The 26,208-nt window shown below is 34.6% G+C and carries 23 protein-coding genes and 1 pseudogene; 7 read left to right on the forward strand and 17 right to left on the reverse strand.

Annotated features, from left to right (window positions below):
* Positions 1 to 31: 31 nt before the first annotated feature.
* Positions 32 to 161 (forward strand): annotated as a pseudogene (locus ONG75_RS07880) (WPE palindromic element domain-containing protein); the annotation flags it as partial.
* 87 nt (positions 162 to 248) lie between these two features.
* On the opposite strand, the gene fmt reads toward ONG75_RS07880, so the two are convergent.
* From fmt to ONG75_RS02795, 7 genes are all read right to left on the reverse strand, one after another.
* Entirely contained in the window at positions 249 to 1,148 is a 900-nt protein-coding gene (gene fmt, locus ONG75_RS02765; protein WP_064085375.1) for a methionyl-tRNA formyltransferase, read from the reverse strand.
* Between the two features lie 12 nt (positions 1,149 to 1,160).
* Positions 1,161 to 1,517, reverse strand: a complete 357-nt coding sequence (gene rplT / locus ONG75_RS02770; RefSeq protein ID WP_063630562.1) for a 50S ribosomal protein L20 — start codon at positions 1,515 to 1,517, stop codon at positions 1,161 to 1,163.
* 21 nt (positions 1,518 to 1,538) lie between these two features.
* Positions 1,539 to 1,745: a 50S ribosomal protein L35 gene (gene rpmI, locus ONG75_RS02775; RefSeq protein ID WP_010402777.1), complete on the reverse strand. Its 207-nt coding sequence runs from the start codon at positions 1,743 to 1,745 to the stop codon at positions 1,539 to 1,541.
* A gap of 98 nt (positions 1,746 to 1,843) precedes the next feature.
* Positions 1,844 to 2,287, reverse strand: a complete 444-nt coding sequence (locus ONG75_RS02780; protein ID WP_264375720.1) for a PAS domain-containing protein — start codon at positions 2,285 to 2,287, stop codon at positions 1,844 to 1,846.
* Positions 2,288 to 2,498: 211 nt separating this feature from the next.
* Complete coding sequence (locus ONG75_RS02785; RefSeq protein ID WP_264375721.1) at positions 2,499 to 3,134, reverse strand: hypothetical protein; 636 nt, start codon at positions 3,132 to 3,134, stop codon at positions 2,499 to 2,501.
* 337 nt (positions 3,135 to 3,471) lie between these two features.
* Positions 3,472 to 4,416 (reverse strand): IS110 family RNA-guided transposase, encoded by a 945-nt coding sequence (locus ONG75_RS02790; RefSeq protein WP_264375534.1) that lies wholly within the window; start codon positions 4,414 to 4,416, stop codon positions 3,472 to 3,474.
* 528 nt (positions 4,417 to 4,944) lie between these two features.
* Positions 4,945 to 5,901, reverse strand: coding sequence for a hypothetical protein (locus tag ONG75_RS02795; protein WP_264375722.1), 957 nt, complete (start codon positions 5,899 to 5,901; stop codon positions 4,945 to 4,947).
* Positions 5,902 to 6,119: 218 nt separating this feature from the next.
* Between ONG75_RS02795 and alaS the strand changes: the two genes are divergently transcribed.
* Positions 6,120 to 8,693: an alanine--tRNA ligase gene (alaS, locus tag ONG75_RS02800; protein ID WP_264375723.1), complete on the forward strand. Its 2,574-nt coding sequence runs from the start codon at positions 6,120 to 6,122 to the stop codon at positions 8,691 to 8,693.
* 289 nt (positions 8,694 to 8,982) lie between these two features.
* Here the strand turns inward: alaS and nth are convergent, their stop codons facing one another.
* From nth to icd, 3 genes are all read right to left on the reverse strand, one after another.
* Positions 8,983 to 9,621: an endonuclease III gene (nth, locus tag ONG75_RS02805; RefSeq protein WP_264375724.1), complete on the reverse strand. Its 639-nt coding sequence runs from the start codon at positions 9,619 to 9,621 to the stop codon at positions 8,983 to 8,985.
* A 21-nt stretch (positions 9,622 to 9,642) separates the two neighbouring features.
* A complete protein-coding gene (locus ONG75_RS02810; protein ID WP_264375725.1) occupies positions 9,643 to 10,944 on the reverse strand; it encodes a molecular chaperone DnaJ in 1,302 nt (433 codons plus the stop codon).
* A gap of 66 nt (positions 10,945 to 11,010) precedes the next feature.
* Positions 11,011 to 12,438 carry an isocitrate dehydrogenase gene (icd, locus tag ONG75_RS02815; RefSeq protein WP_264375726.1) on the reverse strand — a complete coding sequence of 476 codons (1,428 nt, stop codon included), beginning with the start codon at positions 12,436 to 12,438 and terminating at the stop codon, positions 11,011 to 11,013.
* Between the two features lie 137 nt (positions 12,439 to 12,575).
* Between icd and ONG75_RS02820 the strand changes: the two genes are divergently transcribed.
* On the forward strand, positions 12,576 to 13,073 hold the full coding sequence (locus ONG75_RS02820; protein WP_264375727.1) for an RDD family protein: 498 nt from the start codon (positions 12,576 to 12,578) through the stop codon (positions 13,071 to 13,073).
* 60 nt (positions 13,074 to 13,133) lie between these two features.
* On the opposite strand, the gene purD is transcribed toward ONG75_RS02820, so the two are convergent.
* Positions 13,134 to 14,405 (reverse strand): phosphoribosylamine--glycine ligase, encoded by a 1,272-nt coding sequence (gene purD, locus ONG75_RS02825; protein WP_264375728.1) that lies wholly within the window; start codon positions 14,403 to 14,405, stop codon positions 13,134 to 13,136.
* 31 nt (positions 14,406 to 14,436) lie between these two features.
* Positions 14,437 to 15,717, reverse strand: coding sequence for a serine--tRNA ligase (gene serS / locus ONG75_RS02830; RefSeq protein ID WP_264375838.1), 1,281 nt, complete (start codon positions 15,715 to 15,717; stop codon positions 14,437 to 14,439).
* Between the two features lie 127 nt (positions 15,718 to 15,844).
* Here serS and ONG75_RS02835 point away from each other — a divergent pair, with 127 nt between their 5' ends.
* Positions 15,845 to 17,332: a hypothetical protein gene (locus tag ONG75_RS02835; RefSeq protein WP_405197634.1), complete on the forward strand. Its 1,488-nt coding sequence runs from the start codon at positions 15,845 to 15,847 to the stop codon at positions 17,330 to 17,332.
* A gap of 12 nt (positions 17,333 to 17,344) precedes the next feature.
* Positions 17,345 to 18,295: a tRNA dihydrouridine synthase DusB gene (dusB, locus tag ONG75_RS02840; RefSeq protein WP_010402373.1), complete on the forward strand. Its 951-nt coding sequence runs from the start codon at positions 17,345 to 17,347 to the stop codon at positions 18,293 to 18,295.
* Positions 18,296 to 18,481: 186 nt separating this feature from the next.
* Here the strand turns inward: dusB and tnpC (ONG75_RS02845) are convergent, their stop codons facing one another.
* Both tnpC (ONG75_RS02845) and ONG75_RS02850 read right to left on the reverse strand, forming a co-directional pair.
* Complete coding sequence (gene tnpC, locus ONG75_RS02845; RefSeq protein WP_264375454.1) at positions 18,482 to 19,864, reverse strand: IS66 family transposase; 1,383 nt, start codon at positions 19,862 to 19,864, stop codon at positions 18,482 to 18,484.
* 163 nt (positions 19,865 to 20,027) lie between these two features.
* Positions 20,028 to 20,561: a hypothetical protein gene (locus ONG75_RS02850; RefSeq protein ID WP_264375730.1), complete on the reverse strand. Its 534-nt coding sequence runs from the start codon at positions 20,559 to 20,561 to the stop codon at positions 20,028 to 20,030.
* A 134-nt stretch (positions 20,562 to 20,695) separates the two neighbouring features.
* Here ONG75_RS02850 and ONG75_RS02855 point away from each other — a divergent pair, with 134 nt between their 5' ends.
* Complete coding sequence (locus ONG75_RS02855; protein WP_264375731.1) at positions 20,696 to 21,304, forward strand: superoxide dismutase; 609 nt, start codon at positions 20,696 to 20,698, stop codon at positions 21,302 to 21,304.
* Between the two features lies 1 nt (position 21,305).
* Positions 21,306 to 22,580: a M16 family metallopeptidase gene (locus ONG75_RS02860; protein WP_264375732.1), complete on the forward strand. Its 1,275-nt coding sequence runs from the start codon at positions 21,306 to 21,308 to the stop codon at positions 22,578 to 22,580.
* Positions 22,581 to 22,625: 45 nt separating this feature from the next.
* Here the strand turns inward: ONG75_RS02860 and tnpC (ONG75_RS02865) are convergent, their stop codons facing one another.
* The 3 genes from tnpC (ONG75_RS02865) to ONG75_RS02875 all read right to left on the reverse strand — a co-directional run bounded on the left by tnpC (ONG75_RS02865) (position 22,626) and on the right by ONG75_RS02875 (position 26,099).
* Positions 22,626 to 24,008, reverse strand: a complete 1,383-nt coding sequence (tnpC, locus tag ONG75_RS02865; protein WP_264375454.1) for an IS66 family transposase — start codon at positions 24,006 to 24,008, stop codon at positions 22,626 to 22,628.
* Between the two features lie 50 nt (positions 24,009 to 24,058).
* Positions 24,059 to 24,616, reverse strand: coding sequence for an OTU domain-containing protein (locus ONG75_RS02870; RefSeq protein WP_264375733.1), 558 nt, complete (start codon positions 24,614 to 24,616; stop codon positions 24,059 to 24,061).
* A 583-nt stretch (positions 24,617 to 25,199) separates the two neighbouring features.
* Complete coding sequence (locus tag ONG75_RS02875) at positions 25,200 to 26,099, reverse strand: Rpn family recombination-promoting nuclease/putative transposase (protein WP_264375734.1); 900 nt, start codon at positions 26,097 to 26,099, stop codon at positions 25,200 to 25,202.
* Positions 26,100 to 26,208 lie beyond the last annotated feature (109 nt).

A 26,208-nucleotide genomic window follows, 5' to 3' on the forward strand; every position in this document is an offset into this window, starting at 1 on the left:
AGAGACCAAGAAAGATGTCATCCCAGTCTGGGATCCAGAAAACTTCACTTTAAATGAGCACACCAGGTGGCTGTACAATAGAAACTGGATTCCAGACTGGAATGACACCATCTACTACTCAAATTACCTGCAAATTGCAATGTTCGTACACCAAAACGCGGTATCTTGTTGTAGATTCCGCTAACAAGAAGCGGAATACCAAATTGTAGAAGTTGCTTTAGCTCTCCTCACCCTCCTTTCAAAGCAGTCTATTCTATAAATTTTTTTGTTAAACTTGATTTTAAGCCACGAACAAAATCTTTAATATCGCAAGGATTTCTTCCTTCCATTTGTACAACTTTAGGAATTAAAGTACCACCTTTTAAACTTATATGCATATTATCATTAATGATCTCACCTTGTCCTGAAGTGAAGGCTTCAAATTCAGCATCAAGTATCTTGATACGTTTATTCTCTACCTTAATGAATGCTTTTGGATAAAATGCTTTAACCTTTCTATAAGCAATTTCACAGGCGTCACTTGCGTAAATTTTATAGTCTTTTACTTTGTCAGCATAACACGCATCGTTATCGCTCTGTTTTAAGGGAACTTGCTTTTCAATTTCGTTTAGTACTTTCAGCAGTAAATCACTACCTAATTCAGACAATTTATCATACAACGTCTTATAATTATCGCTTTTTTCAATAAGAAATTTTTTCTGTTTTAAAATAGGGCCAGAATCTAATCCTTCATCTAGCTGCATAATGCTAACTCCGGTTTCTTGATCTCCAGCTAAAATTGTGTGCTGTATCGGAGCTGCACCGCGCCACCTAGGAAGCAATGATGGATGAATATTAATACAACCATATTTGGGAATATTTAAAATTTCTTTTGGAAGTATCAATCCATACGCAGCAACAACTGCAACGTCTGGCTTAAAATTTCCAAACTTTTCTTGCTCTATCGAAGATTTTAAAGAGGCAGGAGTACATACCTCTATGTCACTTTTTTCAGCAACGATGTGTACTGGGGATTTTGTTAACCTCTGCCCACGTCCAGAAGGTTTTGGAGCTTTGGTATATACTGCTACTATTTCACTCTGTAATTTCAGTAGTAAGTTTAACGCACCAACAGCAAACTCCGGTGACCCCATGAAAATAATTCTCATGGTGTTTTTGCTTTAAGCTAACTTACTATTTACAATTTCTATTAATTTAGCAAAATCATCCTTATGATTAACAGCCATCTCAGCAAGAATTTTCCTATTTAAATCAATTTCAGCAAGTTTAAGACCATGCATAAATCTACCGTAAGTAAGTCCATGTTCTCTTACTGCTGCATTAATACGTATTATCCATAAACCACGAAAATCACGTTTACAGGTTCTTCTGTCTCTGTAAGCATATTGGAGTGCTTTTTCAACTCTTTGTAATGCAATTCTATAACAATTTTTTGCCCGTCCTCTATAACCCTTTGCTAGTTTCAATATTTTTTTATGACGAGCATGAGTAGTGACTCCACGTTTTACTCGAGCCATTTTTATTTTACCTCCATTTTGTTAAATACCATAAGGCATATAAAGCTTAACTATACGCGAGTCAGATTTACTAAGAATCGTTGTACCACGCTGATTACGAATATTAGATTTACTTCTCTTTACCATACCATGTCTTTTACCTGACTGAGTAGAGATGACTTTACCCTTAGCTGTAAGGTGAAAGCGCTTTTTGACAGAAGATTTGGTTTTTAATTTTATTTTCGTCATATTCTAAACAAATTTACAAACACCACTATTTAGTTCTTTATTAGTAATTAAGTATGAGTATAGATAACTTTATTAAAAAATCAAATTAAAATTGTATTTTAAAGCAGCTTGAATGTAATCACACCCAGTATATGTGTTATACCTTCTTTATCTCCAATTGGCAACAATACTTGTCTCATTTTAACACTTTCACTTTCTTCCTCTTCGTTAATTGGGCATTTACTTTCTATTATAGTCTCAAGTTTATCAATAACTGCATCTATTTTATATAGCCGCAAAAATGGTGCATCAATTGCATATTTATTATCGATGTACATCTTTTTTTCAAAACCATAAAATTCAATAGCTTTTTCTCCTGCATTTTCACAAATATAACCTCGATCTTTAACTTCAATGATAAAACAATGCTGCCATGACTCCATGATTTCTGCAGTGTCTATTTCATGTCTTTCTGGCCATTCTCTATCTGATCCTTTTATATCACTCCAATGTTGAGTAACTATATTCACTATTCTTCTTTCTTTGCCTGCATAATTTTCCATTCGAAATTCCACATATAAAACACAGATATGAGGTAAATTTATCGTGAATGTATTGATTTTTTCTTACTAAAGGATGTAGATTATTGAAAATTCTCATCTTGTTTACACAACAGGTAATGATAAATTAAGTATAATAATTAGAGCATAAAAATTATTAAATGAGGAAACTGTAAAAAAATAATAAAAAAATTCTATTTTTGCAATATTTTGGCTAACGAATAGAATTAGTTCCACTTTCTAAAGTTATTGCACTTAATAAATAACTAGATGGAGTTTCTTCCTTAGCACTACTATGGCTTTTATTTTTTCTATTATAAAACCAACATTTAAATGGTACAGCTGCTGCGATAGCTGCTACCAAAGCTACTGTTACTGCTAACATACCTACTGTGAACACTATATTATTTTTCTCGTTTGAAGGTGTTTCCAATAATTTAAACTCTCTCAAGTTTGTATCATGAATCATAGGATTACCCAAAATATTCGTCGTATTTTGAACACTTTCTATATTTCGCATTGTAATTCCATTGCTAGCGTTTGATTTTTTCATTTCTTCCATTACTTGTTTTAAGTTTGGTAGTTCTGTTGTTGTACTTTCAATATCACCAGCTTCCAGCTTTTGCAAATTCTCATTACTCAAAAACTCTTTGAGATACTTTTCATAAAACTCTTTGGCATTATATCTTTTATAACTTCGTATTTTTCCACTCTTGAGATCAGAAACAATATCATCAATCATCACTTTTGGATTTTCTGCATGCACTATTTCTCCTTCAGCAACAAGAATACGATAAGATGTATCGTCAAGCATACATACATACTTAAGTTTTAAATCACCTCCTCCCAATAGAAAATATATTGTTCTGTTTTGTTCTACATCTCGCAATTCTGATTCAATACTAATCCATCTATTCCTTTTTTCCTTATTGATTGATCTTTTTTTTCCTACAGTATTTTTAAATCAACTATGTTTTTTAAAATTTTTTGAATTTAGTCTCATTTGTTGATAATTTTGTATTTTTATTCAATTGAAAAATGTATTTTGGCAACAAAAACCCTAGTTTATACAGAAAGAAATTTATATCAAACAGCAAGCACTGCTTAGATTTTATGGTTAACGAATATGTGCTTTAAATGTGTGTAGACGCACATATTCGTTAACCTATTTTCTATACAGATTTTTTTTATTTCATATTAATTGCTTCTTTAAGTCTTGCATTGGCAATTACTATGATTTTTCGCATTAGAGCTGTTATAGCTACCATCTTCTTTTTACCTCTACCAATAAGATCAGAATAAAAAGCACCAAGTGCAGATTTAGATCTTGCAGCAGCCATAGCAGCTGTGAAAAGCTTTGCACGAACATTGCTTCTACCACCTGTTATCCTTCGGTAACCAATAGTTTTACCGCTTTCTTTTGGATGTGGAGCAACTCCAGCAAGACTTGCAACTTCTTTTTTGTTTAGGTGGCCAAGTTCTGGCATTAGATACACAAAAACTTGTGATAACTTGAGACCTATTCCTGGCACTGTTCTCAAGATCTTTTGACGCTTTTGTAACTCTGGATTTTTATCAATAATTCTTTGTATGGCATCGTTGAACTCATTTATCTGACTGGTAAAAAAGTCTATTGTTTTTTGGCAACTTTCCTTTATATAGTCGTTTTCAGGTGCTGCAAGCCTACATTTCTCTTGAGTTCTCATTTGCGTAATGTCATCACGACGTTGACAGAGTGCAACTAAGGCGGTTTGTTCTTTTGACATAGGCACAAATAGAGATAGAGCACTATAGCGTTCAAAACCATATTGAGCAAGGGCTCTTGCATCTGATTGATCTGTCTTTGCTAAAGTTCCATGTGATATGATAAAACTTTTTACTTTACGAGTATTAGCTCGATGTACAGCAACATTCTTATCAACAAGAAAATGTGCTAAGCCAAGCTCATATTTTCCAGTGTTTTCTAAAGTTACTAGAGAATTAGGTAGGATATCTGAAAATTTTTGAAACAACTGTTGCCAACCAGTAGCATCATTGTCAAACTTGATAGCGCTCCTTTGGTTATAAGCTGCAGCAACATTTTTAAATTTTCCGATATCAATGCCAATGAAATTTTGATAAGATGTAATCATAATAAATAACCTCGATAGTTTAATTAATTTAAGATTGTAAACGGGTGCATACATATGTCCCATGCAACTATTCAAACGTATCGAGAGATGGGGCTAGTTTACCTTGATGGCTACGGTTGTAATACCAACTTTCATTCGGTCGCACACGCCCGTGATAGCCCTATTCCTATAGTGAGTAGGGTTATCTTTCCCTCTTATCTCTTTTATATCACATTTTTAACTTACAATCTTCTTGACATATATGACCCCCAAGCTGACCAATATTTCCTTATGTATAAAAGATAAATTATTTAAGTCCACATCTTTTCACTAAGATTTTTATATTTTTATTATACTAAATAATACATATATTAATATCTGAATTTCTCATTGCAATTTATTATACCTTAGTAAAAACGATATAAAATTAGAGAAAGAGTTATAAAATTTTTTGTAAGACAGGAAAATTTCTTCTCCTTTGGTTCCAGAGCATATAAGTGCTGTAAGAGCTAAGTTGATGGCACTGTTGTGCCATCAAACTCTGGAATCTTACTCGACACTAATCTGAGAAGATAGATGTGCTACCGATGTAGCATTGCTGAGCAAAGATTCTATTTCTGATGTAGATCCGGAATGCTCAAGTTGAGCTTGTTCAGGAAGGTTTTTCATCGCTTTTTCAACATCGTAGCTACCTTCCCTATTTTTTCTATGCCATACAAAGTATCCTAATCCTGCAAAAGCTACTGCTAGCACTCCACCCAATATACCACCAGCAATCCCTGCTATTCCTATATACTGTCCTCCATTTATTTCGGGTAATTTAGGCCCTTCCACATCTGTGCTATTAAATATAGAATGATCTAACACTTCTTGTGAATTACTATCAAAACGGGAAACACTACTTATATCTTCAGGAGTAATTCCATAACTAGCATTTGATTCTTCTATTTCATTTATTACGTCATTAATCTCTTTAGTAGTTACTTTGCTTGATGCAAAATCGAATTCTTGTTTTGTTAAAGAAGCTGATTCGATAGTTACATCTTCCTGCATCTGACAATCAATTTCTTCAGTAGTAGATTCTCTCAATTGGCTATTTTCATCAGTTCTTTCTTTTAGCTTTTTTGAACTATCCTTACCCAATTCATCTACAAGGTTTTTTAGATATATTTTCTTAAATTCTCTATAATTATATTCTTTACCTTTTTCTATTTCTCCACTCTTAAGACCTAAAATAATTCCATCTATTGTCGATTCACGAATTGCTTGAGGAATGTCTATTGAATTTACTATTCCTGTAACCAAGCCTATCTCAGCTGCTCTAGAAGATATAGAGAGGTCTTTTACTGTTAAATTCTCTCCTTTAATTAAAAATTCTACTCTTCTGTTTTGTTTTATACTTTCCAAGTCAGATACAATTCTAATTGTTGGACCATCCATCTCCTGCTTATTTGTTGTTTCTCTCTTTCGCATGCTATTCTTAGTGTTTTGGAATTTTTTTGGCATTTCACACTCCTTAAATGAATTAATAAAAGTATTATTTGAATTAACAAATACTTCTCTATGTTAGTGGATAAAATATTTAAACCTATATCTTTTTATTAAAATTTTTATGTAAAAGTTACCTTTGTTATACTAAGTAATGTATATATTAATATTTAGATTGATAAATTGATTTTACTTCTGTTACAACTTATTATGCATAGATAACCTCAGTAAAAACGATGAAGCTAAACGAAATTAGAGAAAGATTTATAAAATTTTTTGTAAATAATAATCATGAGCAAGTTCCTTCTTCTCCTTTGATTCCAGAGCATGATCCAACACTCATGTTTACAAATGCTGGTATGGTACAGTTCAAAAACATCTTTACCGGCACGCAAAAAACTGAAATGAAACGTGCCGTCTCAAGTCAAAAGTGTCTCAGAGCAGGTGGTAAACACAATGATCTTGAAAATGTTGGCTATACATCTCGGCATCACACATTTTTTGAAATGCTCGGAAATTTTAGCTTTGGTGATTACTTGAAAGAAACTGCGATAGAATTTGCGTGGAAATTTATTACTGAAGAATTGTCTCTTGATAAAAACAGACTATCCATAACTGTTTACCACACTGATGATGAAGCATATGAAATTTGGCGTAAGATAAGTGGCTTTTCAGATGATAAAATCATAAGAATTACAACAGATGATAACTTTTGGAGCATGGGCAATACTGGTCCATGTGGCCCATGTTCTGAAATCTTTTACGATCATGGAAATTCCGCTTTACATGAAGACGACAGAATTGTTGAAATTTGGAACCTGGTGTTCATGGAATTTAATAAAGATGAAGAAGGTAATTTACAAAAATTACCAAAAAAATGCATCGATACCGGAATGGGCCTTGAAAGAATAGCAGCTGTTATGCAGAACGTTCATGATAACTATGATATTGACCTATTTTCTGCTCTGGTAAGTAAATCGCAAGAGTACTGTGGAAATACGGAAAATAAAGTAGCTCATAAGATTATCGCAGATCACCTTCGTGCAGCTGCATTTCTCATCGCAGAAGGAGTGCTTCCTGGAAATGAAGGAAGAAATTATGTACTACGCAGATTGATCAGGAGAGCAGTACGTTATATCCACCTACTTGGATATAATGATTCTCTATTGAACCTTGTTTTTCCTGCACTCATAGATGGCACAAGTTTGGCTTATATGGGAGATGCTTATCCAGAGCTAATCAGAGCTAAAAGCTTAATAGAAACAACGTTAAAATCAGAGGAAGAAAACTTTAAAGACACTTTAATGAAAGGCATTAATCTCTTGGACAAATTCACTGCAGATTTAAAATCAGGTGACACTCTATCTGGAGAATCAGCATTCAAACTATATGACACTTATGGATTTCCTTTGGATATCACACTTGATATTTTGAAAGAAAGGAAAATAAATTTTGACCAAAAAGGTTTTGATAATGCAATGAAAGAGCAAAAAGAAAGAGCACGTGCTAATTGGACTGGATCTGGTGAAAAATCTGTTGAACAAGTATGGTTTAATTTAATCGATCAGTTTGGCAAAACGGAATTTGTTGGTTATGAACGTGATGAAGTAAAGGATGCAACAGTACTCGCAATAATTTCCTCTAAAAATGAAGTAATTGATTCTGCAAAAGAAGGAGAAAAGATAACTATTATACTTGATAAAACACCTTTTTATGGAGAGTCAGGTGGACAAGTGGGAGATATTGGAAATCTTATACAGTCTGATGGAAGTATGGTAACAGTCGAAAATACCAACAAGATTAATGACTTGTATTTGCACAGGTGCGTCGGCTCAATTTGTAAAGGTAACACAGTTACAGCTAGTATTAATAAAAAAAGAAGACAAGACTTAAGAAGAAATCATTCAGCTACACATCTTCTACACTTTGCACTCAGAAAAATCTTAGGTGATCACGTTACTCAAAAAGGTTCTCTAGTCGCACCAAATAGACTAAGATTTGACTTTAGTCACAATAAGCCAGTCACTCAGGATCAGCTGTCTTCAGTAGAAGATATAGTAAACTCTCTAATCAGAGAAAATCTTTCTACGTCCACAAAAGTTCAAGGTATGGATGAGGCAATAGACGAAGGAGCGATGGCCTTATTTGGTGAAAAATATGGTGATAATGTTAGGGTTGTAAAAATTGGAGATTCAAAAGAATTATGTGGTGGTACACACGTGGAGCGTACCGGAGAAATTGGTTTGTTTAAGATAGCAGCAGAATGTTCCGTTGCATCTCGAGTAAGAAGAATTGAAGCTTTAACCGGTCAAGAAGCAATTAATTATGTACGCAATAACGAAATTAGCTTAAAAAAAGTTGCAGAATGCGTAAAAGCACCAGTAAATGAAATAATAAGTCGACTCAGTATTTTAAGCCAGGAGCGCAAAGAATTTGAAGTCAAAATAAAAAATCTTTATAAAAAGCTTATCAGTGTAGAAACTGTAAAAAGTACCGAAATAAATGGAATAAATTTCGTAAGCCACACTTTCAATAACGTTCCAGGAAGTATAATAAGGGAATTTGCTCTACAGCAACAAAAACCGAAAACTGTAATAGCCTTCATGGTAACAGAAAAGGATAAAACAGTTTTGATTGTCAAAGTAAGTAAAGATTTAACTAATAAGATCAATGCAAAAGAGCTAGTATCTACTGTAACCAGAAGGGATTGCGGTGGAAATGCCGAACTTGCCCAAACAGGCTGTGATAACAATAAAATAGATGATGCCATTACAGCAATCCATAGCAAAATAACAGCTTGCAAAAACTAATACACTCTACTGCCTCGGTATCTTTTAACCATGAGCGAAGGTGTTATGCAAATCGGGGTAGAGAAGACTTAACTGTCAAATGAGCATATCAGGTAATAAGAACTGGATTACAGCTCCATGCTCTGGAATGACATCATTTTATTCATCAAAGTAGCAGCTTTATAACGGCAGTGCACAGAGGCGTCATCAAGTAGCCCTTCATTGTCATCCCAGTGTCAGCTACTCGGATGACACCATCATAGAGATCAGCTACTTGGATGATAAAAGTAAGAAATATCGAAGTGTTGTGCTAGACTTTATACCTCTTACATTCAAACTCACATAAATCATGAATTATGCATGTTTCACACGAAGGTTTTTGCGCTTTGCAAACATATCTACCATGCAAAACTAGCCAATGATGAGCATAAAGTAGGTATTTTTTTGGCACTACATTCAAAAGAGACTGCTCTGTTTTAAGTACATCTTTTTCTTTCACAAGCCCAACTCTATTGCTCACTCTAAAAACGTGAGTATCAACTGCCAATGTTGGAATACCAAGCCCTGAATTTAAGAATACATTAGCGCTCTTTCTCCCAACCCCTGGTAAAGATACCAAATCATCGAAATTAGTAGGCACTTTGCTATTGTACCGCTCAATCAATATTTTACTGAGCCCGATTATATTTTTTGCTTTAGAATTATATAAACCAATACTGCTTATGCATTTTCTCAGCTCACTTTGCCCAAGATTCAACATTTTTTCTGGCGTATCAGCGATACTAAATAGCTCCTTTGTAATTTTATTAACACTTATATCGGTCGTCCGCACTGACAGAACTATTGCAACTAATAACGTAAAATGATTGGTATAATTTAGCTCTATTTTTGGCGCAGGATTTGACTGTTGAAATTTTTCAAATATTAATTCTACTTTTTTTGAGTCCATGCATAGAGCTAAAAGCTTATACTATACTGTTTGCTGTGCAAATTCAATTGCTTGAGGATGAGGTAGTCCTTCAGTATTAACATCAGACATATCAGTTTTTACCTCATCAAAATTCCTTTCAGCAAATTCGCTTGCCACTTCTGCAAAACACTTTCTAACAAGAGGCATAATTATCGGCATTAATAGCCTTCGTGGATCATACCGTCCTAACAGATCAGTCTCCTTTTGCACTCTATCTCTTGGATCCTCTTCTAGTAAATCTTTTGTGTGCTTGTCAGCATATATTTCACAGCCTTTTGAGAAAATAGGAGCTAATGCTTCAATTAATACTGCCAATAACAATAGTGGACCAAGTACAGCTCCACCAACAGTTAATCCATTAGCAATGAAATTTATTGTAACTAAATAAACAGAAAAAGCAGCTAAAGGATAGTTGATAAGAAGTTTACTGCTTAGCTCGATATAGCTCATCTTACTTATGAATTCATCAGTAGAAATTTCTGAATTTTTATACTTTTCCATATAATAATTCACTAATAAACCAGAGGCTCTACTAATAGCGATGTTAAATGCTATGATCCACCATGAAAAATAGCAACCTATAGTAACTGTAGTTAATATAGCTAAAGGCAGAAAACTTATTTTTGGTACTAACATTAGAGCATTTTTGCGCTCTATAAATTTCAATGCTAATGTCTTTTTATCTTCTTCAATTAGGCTTCTCTTTTCTTTTAGAGGAGTAATATAATTGAATAATTGTATGCTTGGCTTTGCTATATATTGATATAACTCTTGCATTAACTTTGCACTTTGTACACTCTTCTGAAAATTATCTAAATTTGGATTTAGCAAAATCCTCTCTATTTGAGCCTGAAGTTCATTATAGCTTTTTAGGTCTTCTCCAAACGAACAATCATTTCTTTTTAGTATAGCAATCAACCCATCAAAATCTTTACCTACAGCTTCTTCCTCACTGATTTTTAGCTCGTTAAACAACTTTCTCCTATAGTGAAACTCTCTTGCCGTTAAACGTCCATTACTTTCAGCACCAACACTGACTTTAACACAAGGATTTCCTGACTCCAAAGGTTCAATGTACTTTTTTAGCTCTTGATAAGCTTTATAAATCTGATCAAATCTATTTTTGTCTCCACCTTTGTCAGGATGGTTTACAAGAATTAACTTCTTATGCTGCTTCTTCAAAATTGCGCTAAGCTCTTCATAATTCTTGTCTACAACTTGCTTAGCTTCTATTTCTAATATGTCGAACAGATTAGCATTATCACGAAACTCCTGATTAGTTAACTTAAAATGTTGACTCATTACTATTCCTCACATAAATATATCATATTTAGTGTTTTACGCAAACACAAAAACATTAAACAATAATCAGGAGAAAAAACCCTCTTTTCCATCATATAAATACAATTTATCCATTCTCACCACGTCAAAGCTATTTTCTTCAAGTTTGATTAGCAAGTTATTCACATCAATATTTGTAATAGCTTGCTTTTCATTATTTGCGATAAACCTGCAGGTTATTTGGTCACTTGAAGATTTTGAGCCTCCTGGCCAAATTGCAAGTCCTTTTGAGTATATTGCTATCATTTTCAGATTACTCGATTCAAATAATCTTACTATTTGATCAAAATTGTTGGATTTGTCCCAAGCAAGCGCTATATCACTACCCACTAGCTTTTTAACTTTGTAATCTTGTTCGTAATGGTCTTGTACTTTATTTATTTTACTATCCAAATCACTGCTAATTATAAGCTCAGGTAATGTTGCAGGTTTCTTTCCTAGATTATCTATAACAGCTTGTGCAAATTCTTTTGTCCCAACTTTCTGCTTGCTCTTTTTCTCCTTATATAAATCAGCAGTGTGTATTCCATCTTCTAAGGTTTTTAACCATGCATTGTAAATTAGCCTTGCAGTACTCACTTGACCGATATAGACCAACATATGCACTGCAGCATTTAAAAGACCAGAAGGATTAGCTATGTTTTTTCCTGCAATATCAGGAGCAGAGCCGTGAACCGCTTCAAACATTGCATATTCATTACCTATATTGCTACTTCCTGCAAGCCCTACAGAACCTGAGGTTTGTGCCACTATATCTGATAATATGTCGCCATATAGATTTTCAGTTACTATAACATCGAAATTCTCGGGTTCTGTGGCAACACGTGCCATTCCAATATCAACTATATAATGTTCCGCCTTTATATCCGGATATTCTTTTGCAATACGATCAAACGCTGCATGAAAAGCGCCGTCAGTCATTTTCATTATGTTGTCTTTAGTCAGGCAAGTTACTTTCTTTCTGTTATGTTTTTTCGCATATTCAAAAGCGTACCTGCATATTTTTTCTGAGCCAGATCTAGTAATAATTTTAGTGCATTGGTACGAGTCACCAGTGAGCCTATGCTCTATTCCGGTGTAAACATCTTCTTCATTTTCGCGTATTACTACGATATCAAACTTACCGAATTTATTTTCTATAACAGGATGATATGAAATGCATGATCTGATATTTGCATATAACCCTAGGTTCTTTCTGAGCGCCACATTTAGGCTTTTGTGCCCTTTGCCTTGAGGAGTTGTCGTCGGAGATTTTAGTAATATCTTTGTCCTTTCAATAGATTCCCAACCACTTGGAGAAATGCCGTGAGACCATTCTTTACTATAAACACACTCTCCTATTTCAATAATATCTATTGAGATTTTCGCTTTCGCTTCACGCAATATCGACAGCACCGCTTCCATAATTTCTGGTCCGATACCATCACCATACGCAACTGTGATTGGTGTTGACATAACTTTCCTAACTATAAATAATTTAATGTTAATTCAAATAATAGAGTGGGTCAATATTATCCAAATTGGCATATTTACGATTGTTTAATAACGTATCTTTATATTAGTTGGTAATATAAAATATAGGTGGGGTATATATGAATACTGAAACGAGTGTTAAAGTAAATTATGTAGGGTTTACAAGGCGTACTGTAGCAGAAGTACTTGACTATATCATATTTTTCTTTCCTTTATTCATTCTATACATTGCAGTATCTGGCAATCACGAAGTTGATAACTTTCATGACGAAATTAAACAGTTAACATCTCCTTATACAATCTTTACATCAATGCTGTACACAGTATTAGAAATATTAATGATAACAAGACTGGGAGGTACTCCAGGACAGTTGTTATGTGGTATGTATGTCAAAGATGCAAATACATTTAAAAGTGTTACTCTAATGCAAGCAACAATAAGGTGCATTTCTGAGGCAGCTTTATCATTTGTTTTTCTTTTTTTAATTGATTATGTTTCTCAGTGGTTTGCAATTTTACCGATTCTAGTTTTTATATTCGCAATATTTGACCAACGTAAGCAGTTTCTTCATGATAAAATTGCAAAAACAGTAGTGATAGACTATAAACCTAGTTGATATTTTTCTATGTGTATTACTACTTGCAAAGTGACTTTTTTTGTTTCTGCATGAGCTAAATTAACTACCAATATCATACCTGAAGAACCCACCTGACCATTCTAGAAAATTTAACGCTGAGTACACTTTACTTTTAGCTTCTTCCACAGTGTTTCCTTCTCCTACTATATTTAGCACTCTTCCGCCATCGGAAATCCAATTACCACTTTCATCCAACTTAGTACCAGCATGAAACACTAGTACACCAGGAATGTTTTCAATTTTATCCAATCCTTTAATTACTTCTCCCTTTTGATAATCACCAGGATAGCCTTTACTTGCAACAACTACACAAACTGTAGCTTTGTCATTAAACTCCACTACTTTTGTATTTAACTTTCCTTCTGCAACTGACAACATCAATTTTAACAAATCACAACTTGAATCAAGCCTAGGTAACATGGATTGTGTTTCCGGATCCCCAAACCTAACATTATACTCAAGAAGCTTTGGACTATCTTTGCAAATCATTAAACCAGCAAAGAGTACTCCTTTATAGGATGTTCCCATGTTAGTCAGTGCTTGAATTGTAGGATATATTATTTTTTGGATAATTTTTTGCTCCATCTCCTTACTTATAATCGAAGGTGATGAGTATGACCCCATGCCTCCAGTATTTTGTCCCTCGTTATTTTCACCAACTCTCTTGTAATCTTTTGCACACCCAAAGGTTACTACCTTCAACCCATCAATAAGAGCAAAAAAACTTACTTCCTCTCCAATTAAAAACTCTTCTATGATTATTTCTTCACCTGACTCACCAAGATTTTTCTCCACTAGCATTGAATCTATTGCTGAAAAAGCCTCATTTTCTGTGTGGCATATTATGACACCTTTCCCTGCTGCAATTCCATTTGCTTTAATTACAAGCGGCAATTTTATTTTATTACTACGGACAAAATTTTTAGCTAACCTTTCATCAATAAAACGTTCATATTTGGCGGTCGGTATACCATATTGTTTACATAGTTCCTTCGTAAAAGACTTTGATGCCTCAAGTTTTGCAGCTGCTTGACTTGGAGCAAAAACGTTTATCCCCTCCGCAGTTAAATCATCAGCAAGCCCATTAATTATCGGCTGCTCTGGACCAATAATCACTAGCTCTATATTTTCTTTCTTGCAAAATTGTGTAACATCCACTGAATCTTGAATATTTATATTCACAAGAACTCCAAAATTTTCCATGGCCGGGCGACCAGGAGTAACATATAACTTAGTCAAGGTAGGAGACTTCTTTAAAGCCCAAAGTAAAGCATGCTCACGCCCACCAGAACCTATAACCAGAACCTTCATCTTTATTTCCTCGCTTTTCTATATGTCAAAATTATTGTTTGCTTATAACAGTATCATTACTCATGTATCTTTGCAACACGTTTGGTATTGTAACTGACCCATCGGAATTTTGATAATTCTCCATTATGGCAACAATTGTTCTTCCTATGGCTAAAGCTGAGCCGTTTAAAGTGTGAACGTATTTTTTTGTTTTTCTGTCAGTTTCTAAGAAGTATTTAGTATTCATTCTTCTTGCCTGGAACGTACCGCAATTTGAGCAGCTTGATATTTCTCTATATTTATTTTGCTCAGGTAACCATACCTCTATGTCATAAGTCTTTTGTGCAGCAAAACCCATATCGCCACTGCAAAGTAGCATTACTCTGTACGGTAATTCTAGTTTTTTTAATATCTCTTCAGCAACACTAGTCATACGTTCAAGCTCGTCTTTTGACTGGTCTTCAGTTGTGATGCTTACCAACTCCACTTTACCAAATTGGTGTTGCCTTATCATACCTCTTGTATCTCGTCCTGCACTGCCAGCTTCTTTACGAAAACATTCTGAATATGCAGTAAAACGAATAGGCAGTTCTTTTTCCTCTACTATTTTATCAGCAACCAAATTCGTTAAAAACACTTCACTTGTGGGAATTAATCTCAATTCGTCGGTAGTTAAATACGAATCGTCAGAAAATTTCGGTAGCTGACCAACATTATACATAGCTTCGTTTTTCACCAAAGCTGGGTGGTACACTTCAGTATAGCCAAATTCATTAACATGCATTTCAAGCATAAAATTTATTAGCGCTCGTCCAAGCTTAGCTAACTGTCCTTTTAATATCGCAAATCTTGATCCGGAAATTTTCGCCGCTTGTTCGAAGTCTATTAAACCTAATTTTTCTCCGAGTTCATAATGAGATTCCGGTACAAAATCAAACTGTCTTTTTCCTCCATATCTTCTCACCTCTAAATTAGAGTTCTCATCTGCGCCTATTGGCACATCTTGCGCAGGAATATTCGGCAAGTTAGATAAAACATTCACTAACTTATCCTTTTCTGCTTGTTCCTTTAAGCTAATTGCCTCTATCTCATTCGTGATGTCTTTTGACAACTCTATTTGCTCTTCACAAGGGCTCTTGCTCATTTTAAGCCTCTTTATTTCTTCCGTGACCTCGTTTCGTTGCTTATTTAAAGCTTGCAATTTAGTAGTCAGTGATCTTTTTTTATGGTCTATCTCTAATATTTCTTTTGCAGTAAATTCTTTCACCCCTCTGCTTTTTATTGCTTTTTCAAATCCTTTAGGGTTTTTGCGTATATGTTCTATATCATGCATATGTTGTGCTATTACTAACATCATTACTCTACTTCAAAAGCTTTGAATGCTCAATATTTTTACATATAAATGCTAATATTGATTTTACCTTCATAATTTGCTAGAATTGATAAACGTGAAATATAATATGTTAGCCATCATAGAAAGATACAATAAATCTAAAGAGAGTACTCACTTCACTAAACTTAAGTCTAGTGGAAGATTTGCTGTCTACGCTTTTTGTATATATTTGGCGACTACATTTACCATTGGCTGTTTGGGATTGATAATGGGATCTTTCCTCTTAACCTTACCACTTGCTATGCTCATCTCCAACCCTATAGCTTGGATCTTAATGGGAATAGTGCTTGCAGCGACATACAAGATGGTTATTGAACCTTTATTTTACTTGGTAAAAGGTTATGTTGATGAAAAAGGAACTGTAAAGGAAGAAAAGAGTCCAAAAGAGCAAAAATTCACAAGAAGTAAATCACTGGATAGTGGACTAGATACTATATCAAGACAAACAAATGATTCGGATAAGAGGGTACGTAGAAATTCCTATTCTCCATCTACAGATAGTGGTATTGTACCAGGAAGTGAACCTGCCTCAAGTAACAATAGTCGTAGAAATTCTAATGCTTCAGGAGATAGTGGTTTGGGTGGCAAAGAGTTTCATGAAGATTTACAAACTCTTATGCATCAGACAAATAGAGAAAATTACTATTACTGGCTACAAGAACATGATATTTCTCATATTGCAAGAGCTGTATATAACTATTCAGAAAATTCAAGTAGCAATGTAGTTTTTTGTATTCCTGGTGATGTGAGTACTTTAAACTCAAAACTGAAAGAGTATAAAATAGAACAAGGGAACACAAAAAAAATCTTTGCCTCGATTATTAATTTAGGAGGAAATCACTGGGTAACACTGATAGTCACATGTAATGGTAACAGACAATTTAGAGCTTATTATTGTGACTCATTTGGTAATAAATTACCAAATGAGGTTGAAGGAAAGGTAAAAGACGATATAAGTCTTGCTAATGAGATTGCTGAGAAGTGTCTAGTACCCTTAAATAATGAGGTGGGAAGTTTAATACGGAAAAGAGAAAATAATCCAGATAATGCTAGCCTTAAAGAGAAAAAAGATGATGTTGAAAAAACATTAGGTCATGCAAGAGAATATAGAAATAAGTTAGTTAGTAAGCCAATTGATACTAGTTATATAGTGGGCATATTGCAGGAAACCTTAGAGATAGGAAATGATAGCATAAAGAGTTCTGCGGTTGATCAGCAAAAAGATGGCTGTAATTGTGGAGTATTTGCTTTAGAAAATGCTCATAGGATTACGGAAATGCTCAACGAGGATAAATCATTTGATGAAATTGACAGAGAGTTATCAAAGTACAAGCCTAGGCCAGGACAATTGCACGAGAAGAGAAGAGAGTTCGCAAAAGCACTTATGGAGGATGAAGAGTGGAAAGAATCCATTGCTGAAGGTGGAATTTTACATGATACTATACAGCAGCTCATTTCTGAAGATAGTAAGAAAGAGGAGGCACAATCTACCATAAGTTCGATTATTCAAAATGTTACTACAACGTGTGCAAGACGTTTGGGCTTAAGTAATTAATCTATAAAATCTATGTCCCTACAAATAGGAAGTTTGACGATTGATTCTCCAGTTATTTTAGCGCCAATGTCTGGAGTGACTGACTATCCATTTAGGAGTATTGTAAAGAAACTTGGTGCAAGTTTGCTAGTCTCAGAAATGATTGCAAGCAGAGCTATGATCATGCAAACTCGCCAGAGCATGCAAAAAGCAAAAGTCGATGAACTAACCGCTGTACAACTTGCTGGTTGTGAGCCTGATGTTATGGCGGAAGCTGCAAAGTTAAATGAGGGCATGGGTGCAAAAATCATAGATATAAATTTTGGTTGTCCAGTTAAAAAAGTTGTAAACGGTTACGCAGGGTCAGCACTTATGCGTGATGAAAAAAAGGCTGCTGAGATAATAGAAGCTGTAGTCAAGGCAGTGAGTGTGCCAGTTACAGTAAAAATGCGTACTGGATGGAATGACGAAAATCGTAATGCTCCGCGCTTGGCAAAAATTGCAGAAGATTTGGGAGCAAAGATGATTACTGTACATGGAAGGACAAGGGCACAGCTTTATAATGGTCAAGCAGATTGGAAATTCGTTAGAAATGTTAAAGAGCAGGTAAAAATTCCAGTTATAGTAAATGGAGATATTAAGAGTTTGAATGATGTTCAAAGTGCACTTAAAGAATCTGGGGCAGATGGAGTAATGATAGGTCGTGGTGCTTACGGCAAACCTTGGCTGATTAATCAAGCAATAAACTTTTTGAGTGGAAATAAAGTTTCTGAGCCAACAGCCTCAGAGAGATTAAGCATAATACTCAAGCATTATGACAGTATTCTTGAGTACTATGGAAGCGATACAGGAATAAAGATGGCCCGCAAACATATAGGATGGTACAGTAGCGGGCTTCAAAACTCATCTGAATTTCGTGTAAGAGTAAATAACATAATAGACAGCACAGAGGTGAAAGAAAATATAATTGATTTTTTTAGTTAAAAACAGATTAAACATACTACCTCATTGTATCCGTTCAGGAGAGTGGTTTAAGAAACAATAGATAAGAGGTTTTGGAAAGGATTGAGACCCCTTTGTTTCCATGTTAAGTATAACGAAATTATCCGTTCAAGGAATGCATTTCCCCGCTTTGATTGTGTAAAATACGTATCCGTTCAGGAGAGTGGTTTAAGAAACAATAGATAAGAGGTTTTGGAAAGGATTGAGACCCCTTTGTTTCCATGTTAAGTATAACGAAATTATCCGTTCAAGGAATGCATTTCCCCGCTTTGATTGTGTAAAATACGAATTTTTGCGGTAAACGACATAATGCCGTATCTGCTGTTCAGCATGGTTGTTTGTCAGCGGAATGTTTTTTGGGTCATCTAAAAAATTCCACATCATTCTTTCAGATTTCAAAATATTTTTCGCAACTCGAGAGGCTCCAATTGCTTCAGGTAAGTAGGATATTTCCTTCAAGTAATACCTTGTACGTTTTCGCAACTTTCTGGCACGTCTGGCAAATCTAAAAACATCTATCTCATTTTTTAGCAAAGCCTTTTTTAGTGCAAATAATTCAGTAGCTACATTTCTTAAGTAACAGCCAAGAACTTTGACTTCAATATTCCAACTATGCGCTAATCTTTCAAAATCCCTTGCTAAGTGTGCCCAGCAGATTTGCCTTTTTTCATCAGCAAAGTAATTGTATACTGCGTACCTGTCGGTTACCACTAAGCTATTATGATTGCAGCATGCGTTATTTTTTAAAACTTTCATTCCTCTTGACTCTGTCAACTTCACAAAACTTGCCGTATTGCTTGCAAACATCCAACACCAAGCGAGTTTACCTTTGTTATAATGGCTCGTTTCATCAATATGTAGAACTTTACTCCTACTTATCTCTTGTTCGATCTGCTCATACATTTTTTTGCATTTTGAAGCAACTCTATGTTCACTATTTGATATGCTAACGACGCTTATGTTCAAATTGAAGATATCATTTACGACACTCGCTATTTCGCGTTTTGAATTTTTGTAGAATCCGCTGAACGCTGCAATTATTGACTTAACCCTTGGACCAAATGTATCTGACGTAACACCTTCTGGTAACTTACTGCTTCTTCTTTTTCCGCATCTCCGGCAACGACCATGCTCCATCTGATATTCCACTACATAAGGCCTAATTTCCGGAAGATCAACTTTTTGATGAATGTACGGTCCATTGCATATTGCAATCCCTCCTCCGCATTCACAAGTAGATGACAACTTTACTTTTATCACCTCATCTGCATCCATTTTGGCGCGAAAACTTCCTTTATGACCAACCTGACCACCAACGTTTCTGTCGCTCTTTGGCTTGTCCTTTTTTATTTTGTACAACTCTCTAGAGCTTGGTAGAGATGAATTTTTCGAGTTTAAACCAAGCCTTTCCTTTAATTCAGCGTTCTCTATCTTTAAAGCCTTGTTCTCTGCTTTTAAACTTTCATTCTCCCTTTCCAGCTTTTCTATTTTTGCTTCTAACTTTTCTATTTTTTGCTGTAAATTTTTGCAAAGCTCTAAAAGGTTTACCACATTACCTCACTTTTGCTCTATGATTATCTTTTTAGATCACCTTGTCTACCTTATTCTGCCACTCCGCTGAACGGATACCCTCTTGTTTCTATAGGTGTCTTTATCTCGTCTACTTTATTTTGCCACACAGATACAATGGTTTCACATGTACTTGGTAGGCTATCTATTTTGACAAAGAAGGACTACCAACACCTTCAGCGTTTGCATCACTAAACTTACTTGCTACTTTATCAATAGTCCAAACGAGTGGCGTAACAACGAGCGCAGCAGCCCAAATAACAGCACTAACAACATAACTCAAAACTGTGTTAACAAATTTAGATAATGCACTACTATGGTCCCATGCCTTACATGACAACATGAATGAATAATCTATTAACGATTTTGTGTTACGCTTAAGATCAAAACTATCTACTACTTTCGCTAATCCTTTTGCCGGCCAGTATGACAAATACGCCAATGCTAGATATAAAGGTTGCAGAATTACACTAGCTAACGCAAAAGTAATAATCCCAATCATAGAAGGATTTTTTTTGTAACTACCAAGAGCTACATTTTTCACTGGCCCAACAACACTGTTGATAAGGTAAACGGATTTATAGAAACTATTTTGTGGAATTTTGTTACATCCAACACTTTTGGTAGGAACATCTCCGAATTTAACATATTTCTTAAAATTACTATATGAACTTGGCATATTAACCCTCTAAAAATAAAAAAATAGTTACCTTATCAGTATAGATTATTTTAGAATAACTGCAACAAACATCACTAAATTATCTGTTGCGCAAAAGCACATATTACCATACCATCGAAAATAAAGAGGTCAGCATGAGTTTTACTTTACCTGAGCTGCCATATGATAAAGCAGCTTTAGAACCTTACATATCTGCAAATACATTGAATTTTCATTATGATAAGCACCATAAGGGATATTTAAATAAACTCAACGAACTGGTTGAAAACACAGATTATCAACATATGGAAATTGAGGAATTAGTAACGAAAGTTCATGGAAATAATAATACAGTTCCTATTTTTAACAATGCAGCACAAGTTTGGAATCACACTTTTTATTGGAATTCAATGAAAAAAAATGGTGGTGGTGAGCCTAAAGATGATGGTCTTCTAGCAAAAAAAATTCAAGATGATATTGGTGGCTTTGACAAATTTTGTGAAGAATTTTCAAATTATGGAGTAAGCCAATTTGGCAGTGGATGGGTGTGGTTAGTGCTTGAAAAAGGAAAACTCAAAATCACTAAAACTCCAAATGCGGATCTACCGCTAATTTATGGCCAGGTGCCACTACTTACTATGGATGTATGGGAGCATGCATACTATTTGGATTGCCAAAATCGCAGAATTGACTACATAAAAGTTTTTCTTGATCATTTGATCAATTGGGATTTTGTAGAAGAGAATTTAAAGAAGAATATATAAGATGAATATACCACAAGTAACAAAACTAGATAATGGTCTGTGCATAATAACTGAGCGAGTGCATGAAGTTGATTCCGTAGCTTTAAATATACGAGTTGGTGTTGGCAGTAGAGCTGAAAGTGCAAGCCAAAATGGAATATCTCATTTCCTAGAGCACATGGCTTTCAAAGGAACAAAGACAAGAACTGCTTTTGAAATTGCAAAAGCTTTTGACGACATAGGTGGAGCTTTCAATGCTTGCACCGGTAGAGAAAGTACAAGTTATTACGCAAAGGTTCTTAAAAAAGATATAAAGACTGGTATTGATATATTAATAGATATATTAATGAATTCTACATTTCCAGAGGATGAATTGGAACGCGAAAAGGGTGTTGTAATACAAGAGATTTTTCAAACTAATGATTCACCGAGTGATATCATTTTTGATAAGTATTTTGAAGCAGCTTATAAAGATCAACCATTTGGTAGGTCAATCTTGGGTACGCAAGATACTGTCAAATCTTTTACTCGAGCTAATCTAGATAACTACATAAATGAGCATTACTTTGGCGAGAACATTATATTTGCTGTTGCAGGAAATGTTGAACATGAGGAGGTTGTTCAATTAATCAAAGACTTTCTCTCAAAGATTCATTCAAAAGAGCTGAAAAAAAGCGAGAATGCAAGTTATACCGGTGGTGAGTATTTAGAACATCGTAAATTAGATCAAGTACATTTATTAATTGGTCTACCTAGTGTTTCTCGTGATGATAATAGATATCACACATTCAAAGTTCTTGATGCCATACTGGGAAGTGGCATGTCATCACGCCTGTTTCAGGAAGTAAGAGAAAAGCAGGGGCTTGCTTATTCCATTTACTCATTCAACTCTAGCTATGCTGATACAGGAATGCTTTCGATTTTTGCTGGTACAGATAGCAGTAATCTAGATAAGCTTTTGAAAGCTATAACGACAGAGTTGAAGAAATTGTCTACAGATGATTTAAAGGAAGAAGAAGTAAATAGAGTAAAAGAACGAGTAAAATCTCAAATTTTAATGTCACGCGAAAGTGTTAGCTCGCGTGCTGAAACGTTAGGACACTACTACGGTAACTATAATAAATACATCAGTAAAAACGAATTAATAGAAAAAATTAGTGCTGTTACTATTTACGATATAAAAAAAGCAGCAGAAGAATTGCTATCTCAGCATGAAAGAATTACTTTAGCTGCGATTGGAGAAATTAATTCATTGCCAAGTTACGATAAAGTGGTTTCTATGCTTAGTGTACTTTAATTATGTTGCTTATGCTCACTAAAAGTATCCGTTCAGGAGAGTGGTTTAAGAAACAATAGATAAGAGGTTTTGGAAAGGATTGAGACCCCTTTGTTTCCATGTTAAGTATAACGAAATTATCCGTTCAAGGAATGCATTTCCCCGCTTTGATTGTGTAAAATACGAATTTTTGCGGTAAACGACATAATGCCGTATCTGCTGTTCAGCATGGTTGTTTGTCAGCGGAATGTTTTTTGGGTCATCTAAAAAATTCCACATCATTCTTTCAGATTTCAAAATATTTTTCGCAACTCGAGAGGCTCCAATTGCTTCAGGTAAGTAGGATATTTCCTTCAAGTAATACCTTGTACGTTTTCGCAACTTTCTGGCACGTCTGGCAAATCTAAAAACATCTATCTCATTTTTTAGCAAAGCCTTTTTTAGTGCAAATAATTCAGTAGCTACATTTCTTAAGTAACAGCCAAGAACTTTGACTTCAATATTCCAACTATGCGCTAATCTTTCAAAATCCCTTGCTAAGTGTGCCCAGCAGATTTGCCTTTTTTCATCAGCAAAGTAATTGTATACTGCGTACCTGTCGGTTACCACTAAGCTATTATGATTGCAGCATGCGTTATTTTTTAAAACTTTCATTCCTCTTGACTCTGTCAACTTCACAAAACTTGCCGTATTGCTTGCAAACATCCAACACCAAGCGAGTTTACCTTTGTTATAATGGCTCGTTTCATCAATATGTAGAACTTTACTCCTACTTATCTCTTGTTCGATCTGCTCATACATTTTTTTGCATTTTGAAGCAACTCTATGTTCACTATTTGATATGCTAACGACGCTTATGTTCAAATTGAAGATATCATTTACGACACTCGCTATTTCGCGTTTTGAATTTTTGTAGAATCCGCTGAACGCTGCAATTATTGACTTAACCCTTGGACCAAATGTATCTGACGTAACACCTTCTGGTAACTTACTGCTTCTTCTTTTTCCGCATCTCCGGCAACGACCATGCTCCATCTGATATTCCACTACATAAGGCCTAATTTCCGGAAGATCAACTTTTTGATGAATGTACGGTCCATTGCATATTGCAATCCCTCCTCCGCATTCACAAGTAGATGACAACTTTACTTTTATCACCTCATCTGCATCCATTTTGGCGCGAAAACTTCCTTTATGACCAACCTGACCACCAACGTTTCTGTCGCTCTTTGGCTTGTCCTTTTTTATTTTGTACAACTCTCTAGAGCTTGGTAGAGATGAATTTTTCGAGTTTAAACCAAGCCTTTCCTTTAATTCAGCGTTCTCTATCTTTAAAGCCTTGTTCTCTGCTTTTAAACTTTCATTCTCCCTTTCCAGCTTTTCTATTTTTGCTTCTAACTTTTCTATTTTTTGCTGTAAATTTTTGCAAAGCTCTAAAAGGTTTACCACATTACCTCACTTTTGCTCTATGATTATCTTTTTAGATCACCTTGTCTACCTTATTCTGCCACTCCGCTGAACGGATACTTTTGTTTTCTCAATACTGGCTCAAAGTGACCAGTGCCTTGATTGACTAAACGTATAGTATCACTAGCATCGTAACCATAAGGATCCAAACCACGATCATGAACTCCTTCACTATCTACTAGAACATAATTATATTTGTCTGCACCTTTCTGCATTTCTGCAACATATAATTTTACACTATAATGTCCACAAAGTATCCTACCTTCAATGTCAGAATCACCCCATACTTTACTCTCACAAATCTCTCTTACATATTGATCTATATCTTCAAAATTTCCTCTATCAGGATCATTATGCTCTACAAGTTTTCCTTTAATAGCATTGCGAAACCAATTGTAACTTTCATCTGATGGATTACCTAATGCTTTTGATGCAAAATCTTTACACATTCCACGCAATGCTTTGACAGTTACATCTATACTCTTTGTTTCTTCTAGTCCTTGCCTGAATGAATCAAAGAAACAATCCCCTCCAGCAGCTGCTTTTCCTGCACGAAAGCCTGAAGGCAAACTTGACTCATTTTCTTGCATAAACACCCTCACAAATAAACATATAAAAACTTACTTCAACCAATACAACAGCGAAACCACTATCATACAGTCAACACCACGATTAATTAATTGCTTCTAATACTGTAAGCCACTTACTTATAAAAGCATGATATCAACTATGCTTTTATTGTCAAAAATTATTTGACTCAAACAAGGATAAAAATTTTATTTAGGTTTATATCTTTTATAAAAGTGTAACTGTGGATAAGTTCTCTAATTGCATGAAAATCAATAATATTTTTTTGTATCATGAAAAATATTTTTTGATGTAAAATTCAGCTCTAATACAACCTTTTATTTACTAAAGCATCGTATTATCTTATTCAATCAAAAGGTATCCGTTCAAGCAATTGCGTTAAGTTAAGGAAAGATTGTCTAATATAGCAAAATTTAAAATGGGTGTTTTATTTGTTACATTTATTTTTTAGAGCATTTTTATCTAGAGTAATCTATATAACCACTAACCTTATTAATTACTATCTAACGTAGTTTTTCCATCCCATTTTTTCTTTATGCTACTTTCCCTTAACTTGATATATATGCTTTTTTGAACATTTCCGTATTAATCCTTTAATTTTCGGATCTCATCTAAAGAGAGGCCAGTGATTTCAGCGATAACATCTATAGAGACACCGGCCTTGAGTGAGTTTTTGGCTACTTCGATTTTACCTTCAATTTTACCTTTTTCATGGCCGATTTGGATGCCTTCTTGTCTACCTTTATGAGTAGCATCATCGAGTTTTTGAGCAAGGACAGCCTGTTCATCACGAATACGTTTGATCTCTTGTTCATAGGCAATAAATTCTTTTTCTGACCAGTTGAATCTATTTAGTTCTTCATAAGCTCTTTTAATTATTAGATCACTTCCTATTATTCTCTCTAGCTCTTCTTCACTAGTTTCGTCTGCATATCTAAAGAAGTAGATCCATTTCTCGACTATACTTGAAAGCTGATCTTCCTTGGTTTTTGTAAATTTAGGTAACTCAATAAATATAAAGTAAAAATCTTTTAGATCATGTTCATTAGTATCTTCATCACGAATAGTATGCTTTGATTTGTACTCAGACTTATCAGGAAATAAAATACAATCTGCTATAGCAATAAAGATAATTTCCTTAAGGTCATGGTATTGATCACCCTTACTAGCTTGTCTTGAATAAGCTTTAGCTGCGTAATATTGGGCACGTTTTTCAAAGCCTTTGGTTTTAGCGACCTGCATTTCGACTATCACTTGCAGCCCATTTTCATCTCTACAGAGAACATCAACAATGCTTTGTTTTTTAGAAGCAATATCAGGGTCTTGAATAGTACTTAAAAACTCTATATCCTTTATTGTACTTTTGCCAGTGAAGCCAAGAATATCATTAAGAAAGTGAATAAGGATATCTTTATTTTTTTCAGTACCAAAGATACGCTTAAACGATATATCATTCTTGGGATCGAGAAACTTAGAAAGAGCCATGATAAATTAACCTAGAAAGCATTAATAATTATACACAATTCTGAAGAAATATTCAACTAAAATTCAAACATAAAAGTTTTTGTATATCTTTATTTGGTAGTATTAACCT

The sequence above is a fragment of the Wolbachia endosymbiont (group B) of Sphaerophoria taeniata genome (assembly GCF_947179355.1).
Lineage (GTDB): Bacteria > Pseudomonadota > Alphaproteobacteria > Rickettsiales > Anaplasmataceae > Wolbachia.

Excerpts from the sequence above, each read along its gene's own strand:
- fmt (WP_064085375.1), bottom strand. The coding sequence starts at position 1,148 with ATGAGAATTATTTTCATGGGGTCACCGGAGTTTGCTGTTGGTGCGTTA.
- rplT (WP_063630562.1), bottom strand. The coding sequence starts at position 1,517 with ATGGCTCGAGTAAAACGTGGAGTCACTACTCATGCTCGTCATAAAAAA.
- rpmI (WP_010402777.1), bottom strand. The coding sequence starts at position 1,745 with ATGACGAAAATAAAATTAAAAACCAAATCTTCTGTCAAAAAGCGCTTT.
- ONG75_RS02780 (WP_264375720.1), bottom strand. The coding sequence starts at position 2,287 with ATGGAAAATTATGCAGGCAAAGAAAGAAGAATAGTGAATATAGTTACT.
- ONG75_RS02790 (WP_264375534.1), bottom strand. The coding sequence starts at position 4,416 with ATGATTACATCTTATCAAAATTTCATTGGCATTGATATCGGAAAATTT.
- ONG75_RS02795 (WP_264375722.1), bottom strand. The coding sequence starts at position 5,901 with ATGCCAAAAAAATTCCAAAACACTAAGAATAGCATGCGAAAGAGAGAA.
- alaS (WP_264375723.1), top strand. The coding sequence starts at position 6,120 with ATGAAGCTAAACGAAATTAGAGAAAGATTTATAAAATTTTTTGTAAAT.
- nth (WP_264375724.1), bottom strand. The coding sequence starts at position 9,621 with ATGGACTCAAAAAAAGTAGAATTAATATTTGAAAAATTTCAACAGTCA.
- ONG75_RS02810 (WP_264375725.1), bottom strand. The coding sequence starts at position 10,944 with ATGAGTCAACATTTTAAGTTAACTAATCAGGAGTTTCGTGATAATGCT.
- icd (WP_264375726.1), bottom strand. The coding sequence starts at position 12,438 with ATGTCAACACCAATCACAGTTGCGTATGGTGATGGTATCGGACCAGAA.
- ONG75_RS02820 (WP_264375727.1), top strand. The coding sequence starts at position 12,576 with ATGAATACTGAAACGAGTGTTAAAGTAAATTATGTAGGGTTTACAAGG.
- purD (WP_264375728.1), bottom strand. The coding sequence starts at position 14,405 with ATGAAGGTTCTGGTTATAGGTTCTGGTGGGCGTGAGCATGCTTTACTT.
- serS (WP_264375838.1), bottom strand. The coding sequence starts at position 15,717 with ATGCATGATATAGAACATATACGCAAAAACCCTAAAGGATTTGAAAAA.
- ONG75_RS02835 (WP_405197634.1), top strand. The coding sequence starts at position 15,845 with ATGTTAGCCATCATAGAAAGATACAATAAATCTAAAGAGAGTACTCAC.
- dusB (WP_010402373.1), top strand. The coding sequence starts at position 17,345 with ATGTCCCTACAAATAGGAAGTTTGACGATTGATTCTCCAGTTATTTTA.
- ONG75_RS02850 (WP_264375730.1), bottom strand. The coding sequence starts at position 20,561 with ATGCCAAGTTCATATAGTAATTTTAAGAAATATGTTAAATTCGGAGAT.
- ONG75_RS02855 (WP_264375731.1), top strand. The coding sequence starts at position 20,696 with ATGAGTTTTACTTTACCTGAGCTGCCATATGATAAAGCAGCTTTAGAA.
- ONG75_RS02860 (WP_264375732.1), top strand. The coding sequence starts at position 21,306 with ATGAATATACCACAAGTAACAAAACTAGATAATGGTCTGTGCATAATA.
- ONG75_RS02870 (WP_264375733.1), bottom strand. The coding sequence starts at position 24,616 with ATGCAAGAAAATGAGTCAAGTTTGCCTTCAGGCTTTCGTGCAGGAAAA.
- ONG75_RS02875 (WP_264375734.1), bottom strand. The coding sequence starts at position 26,099 with ATGGCTCTTTCTAAGTTTCTCGATCCCAAGAATGATATATCGTTTAAG.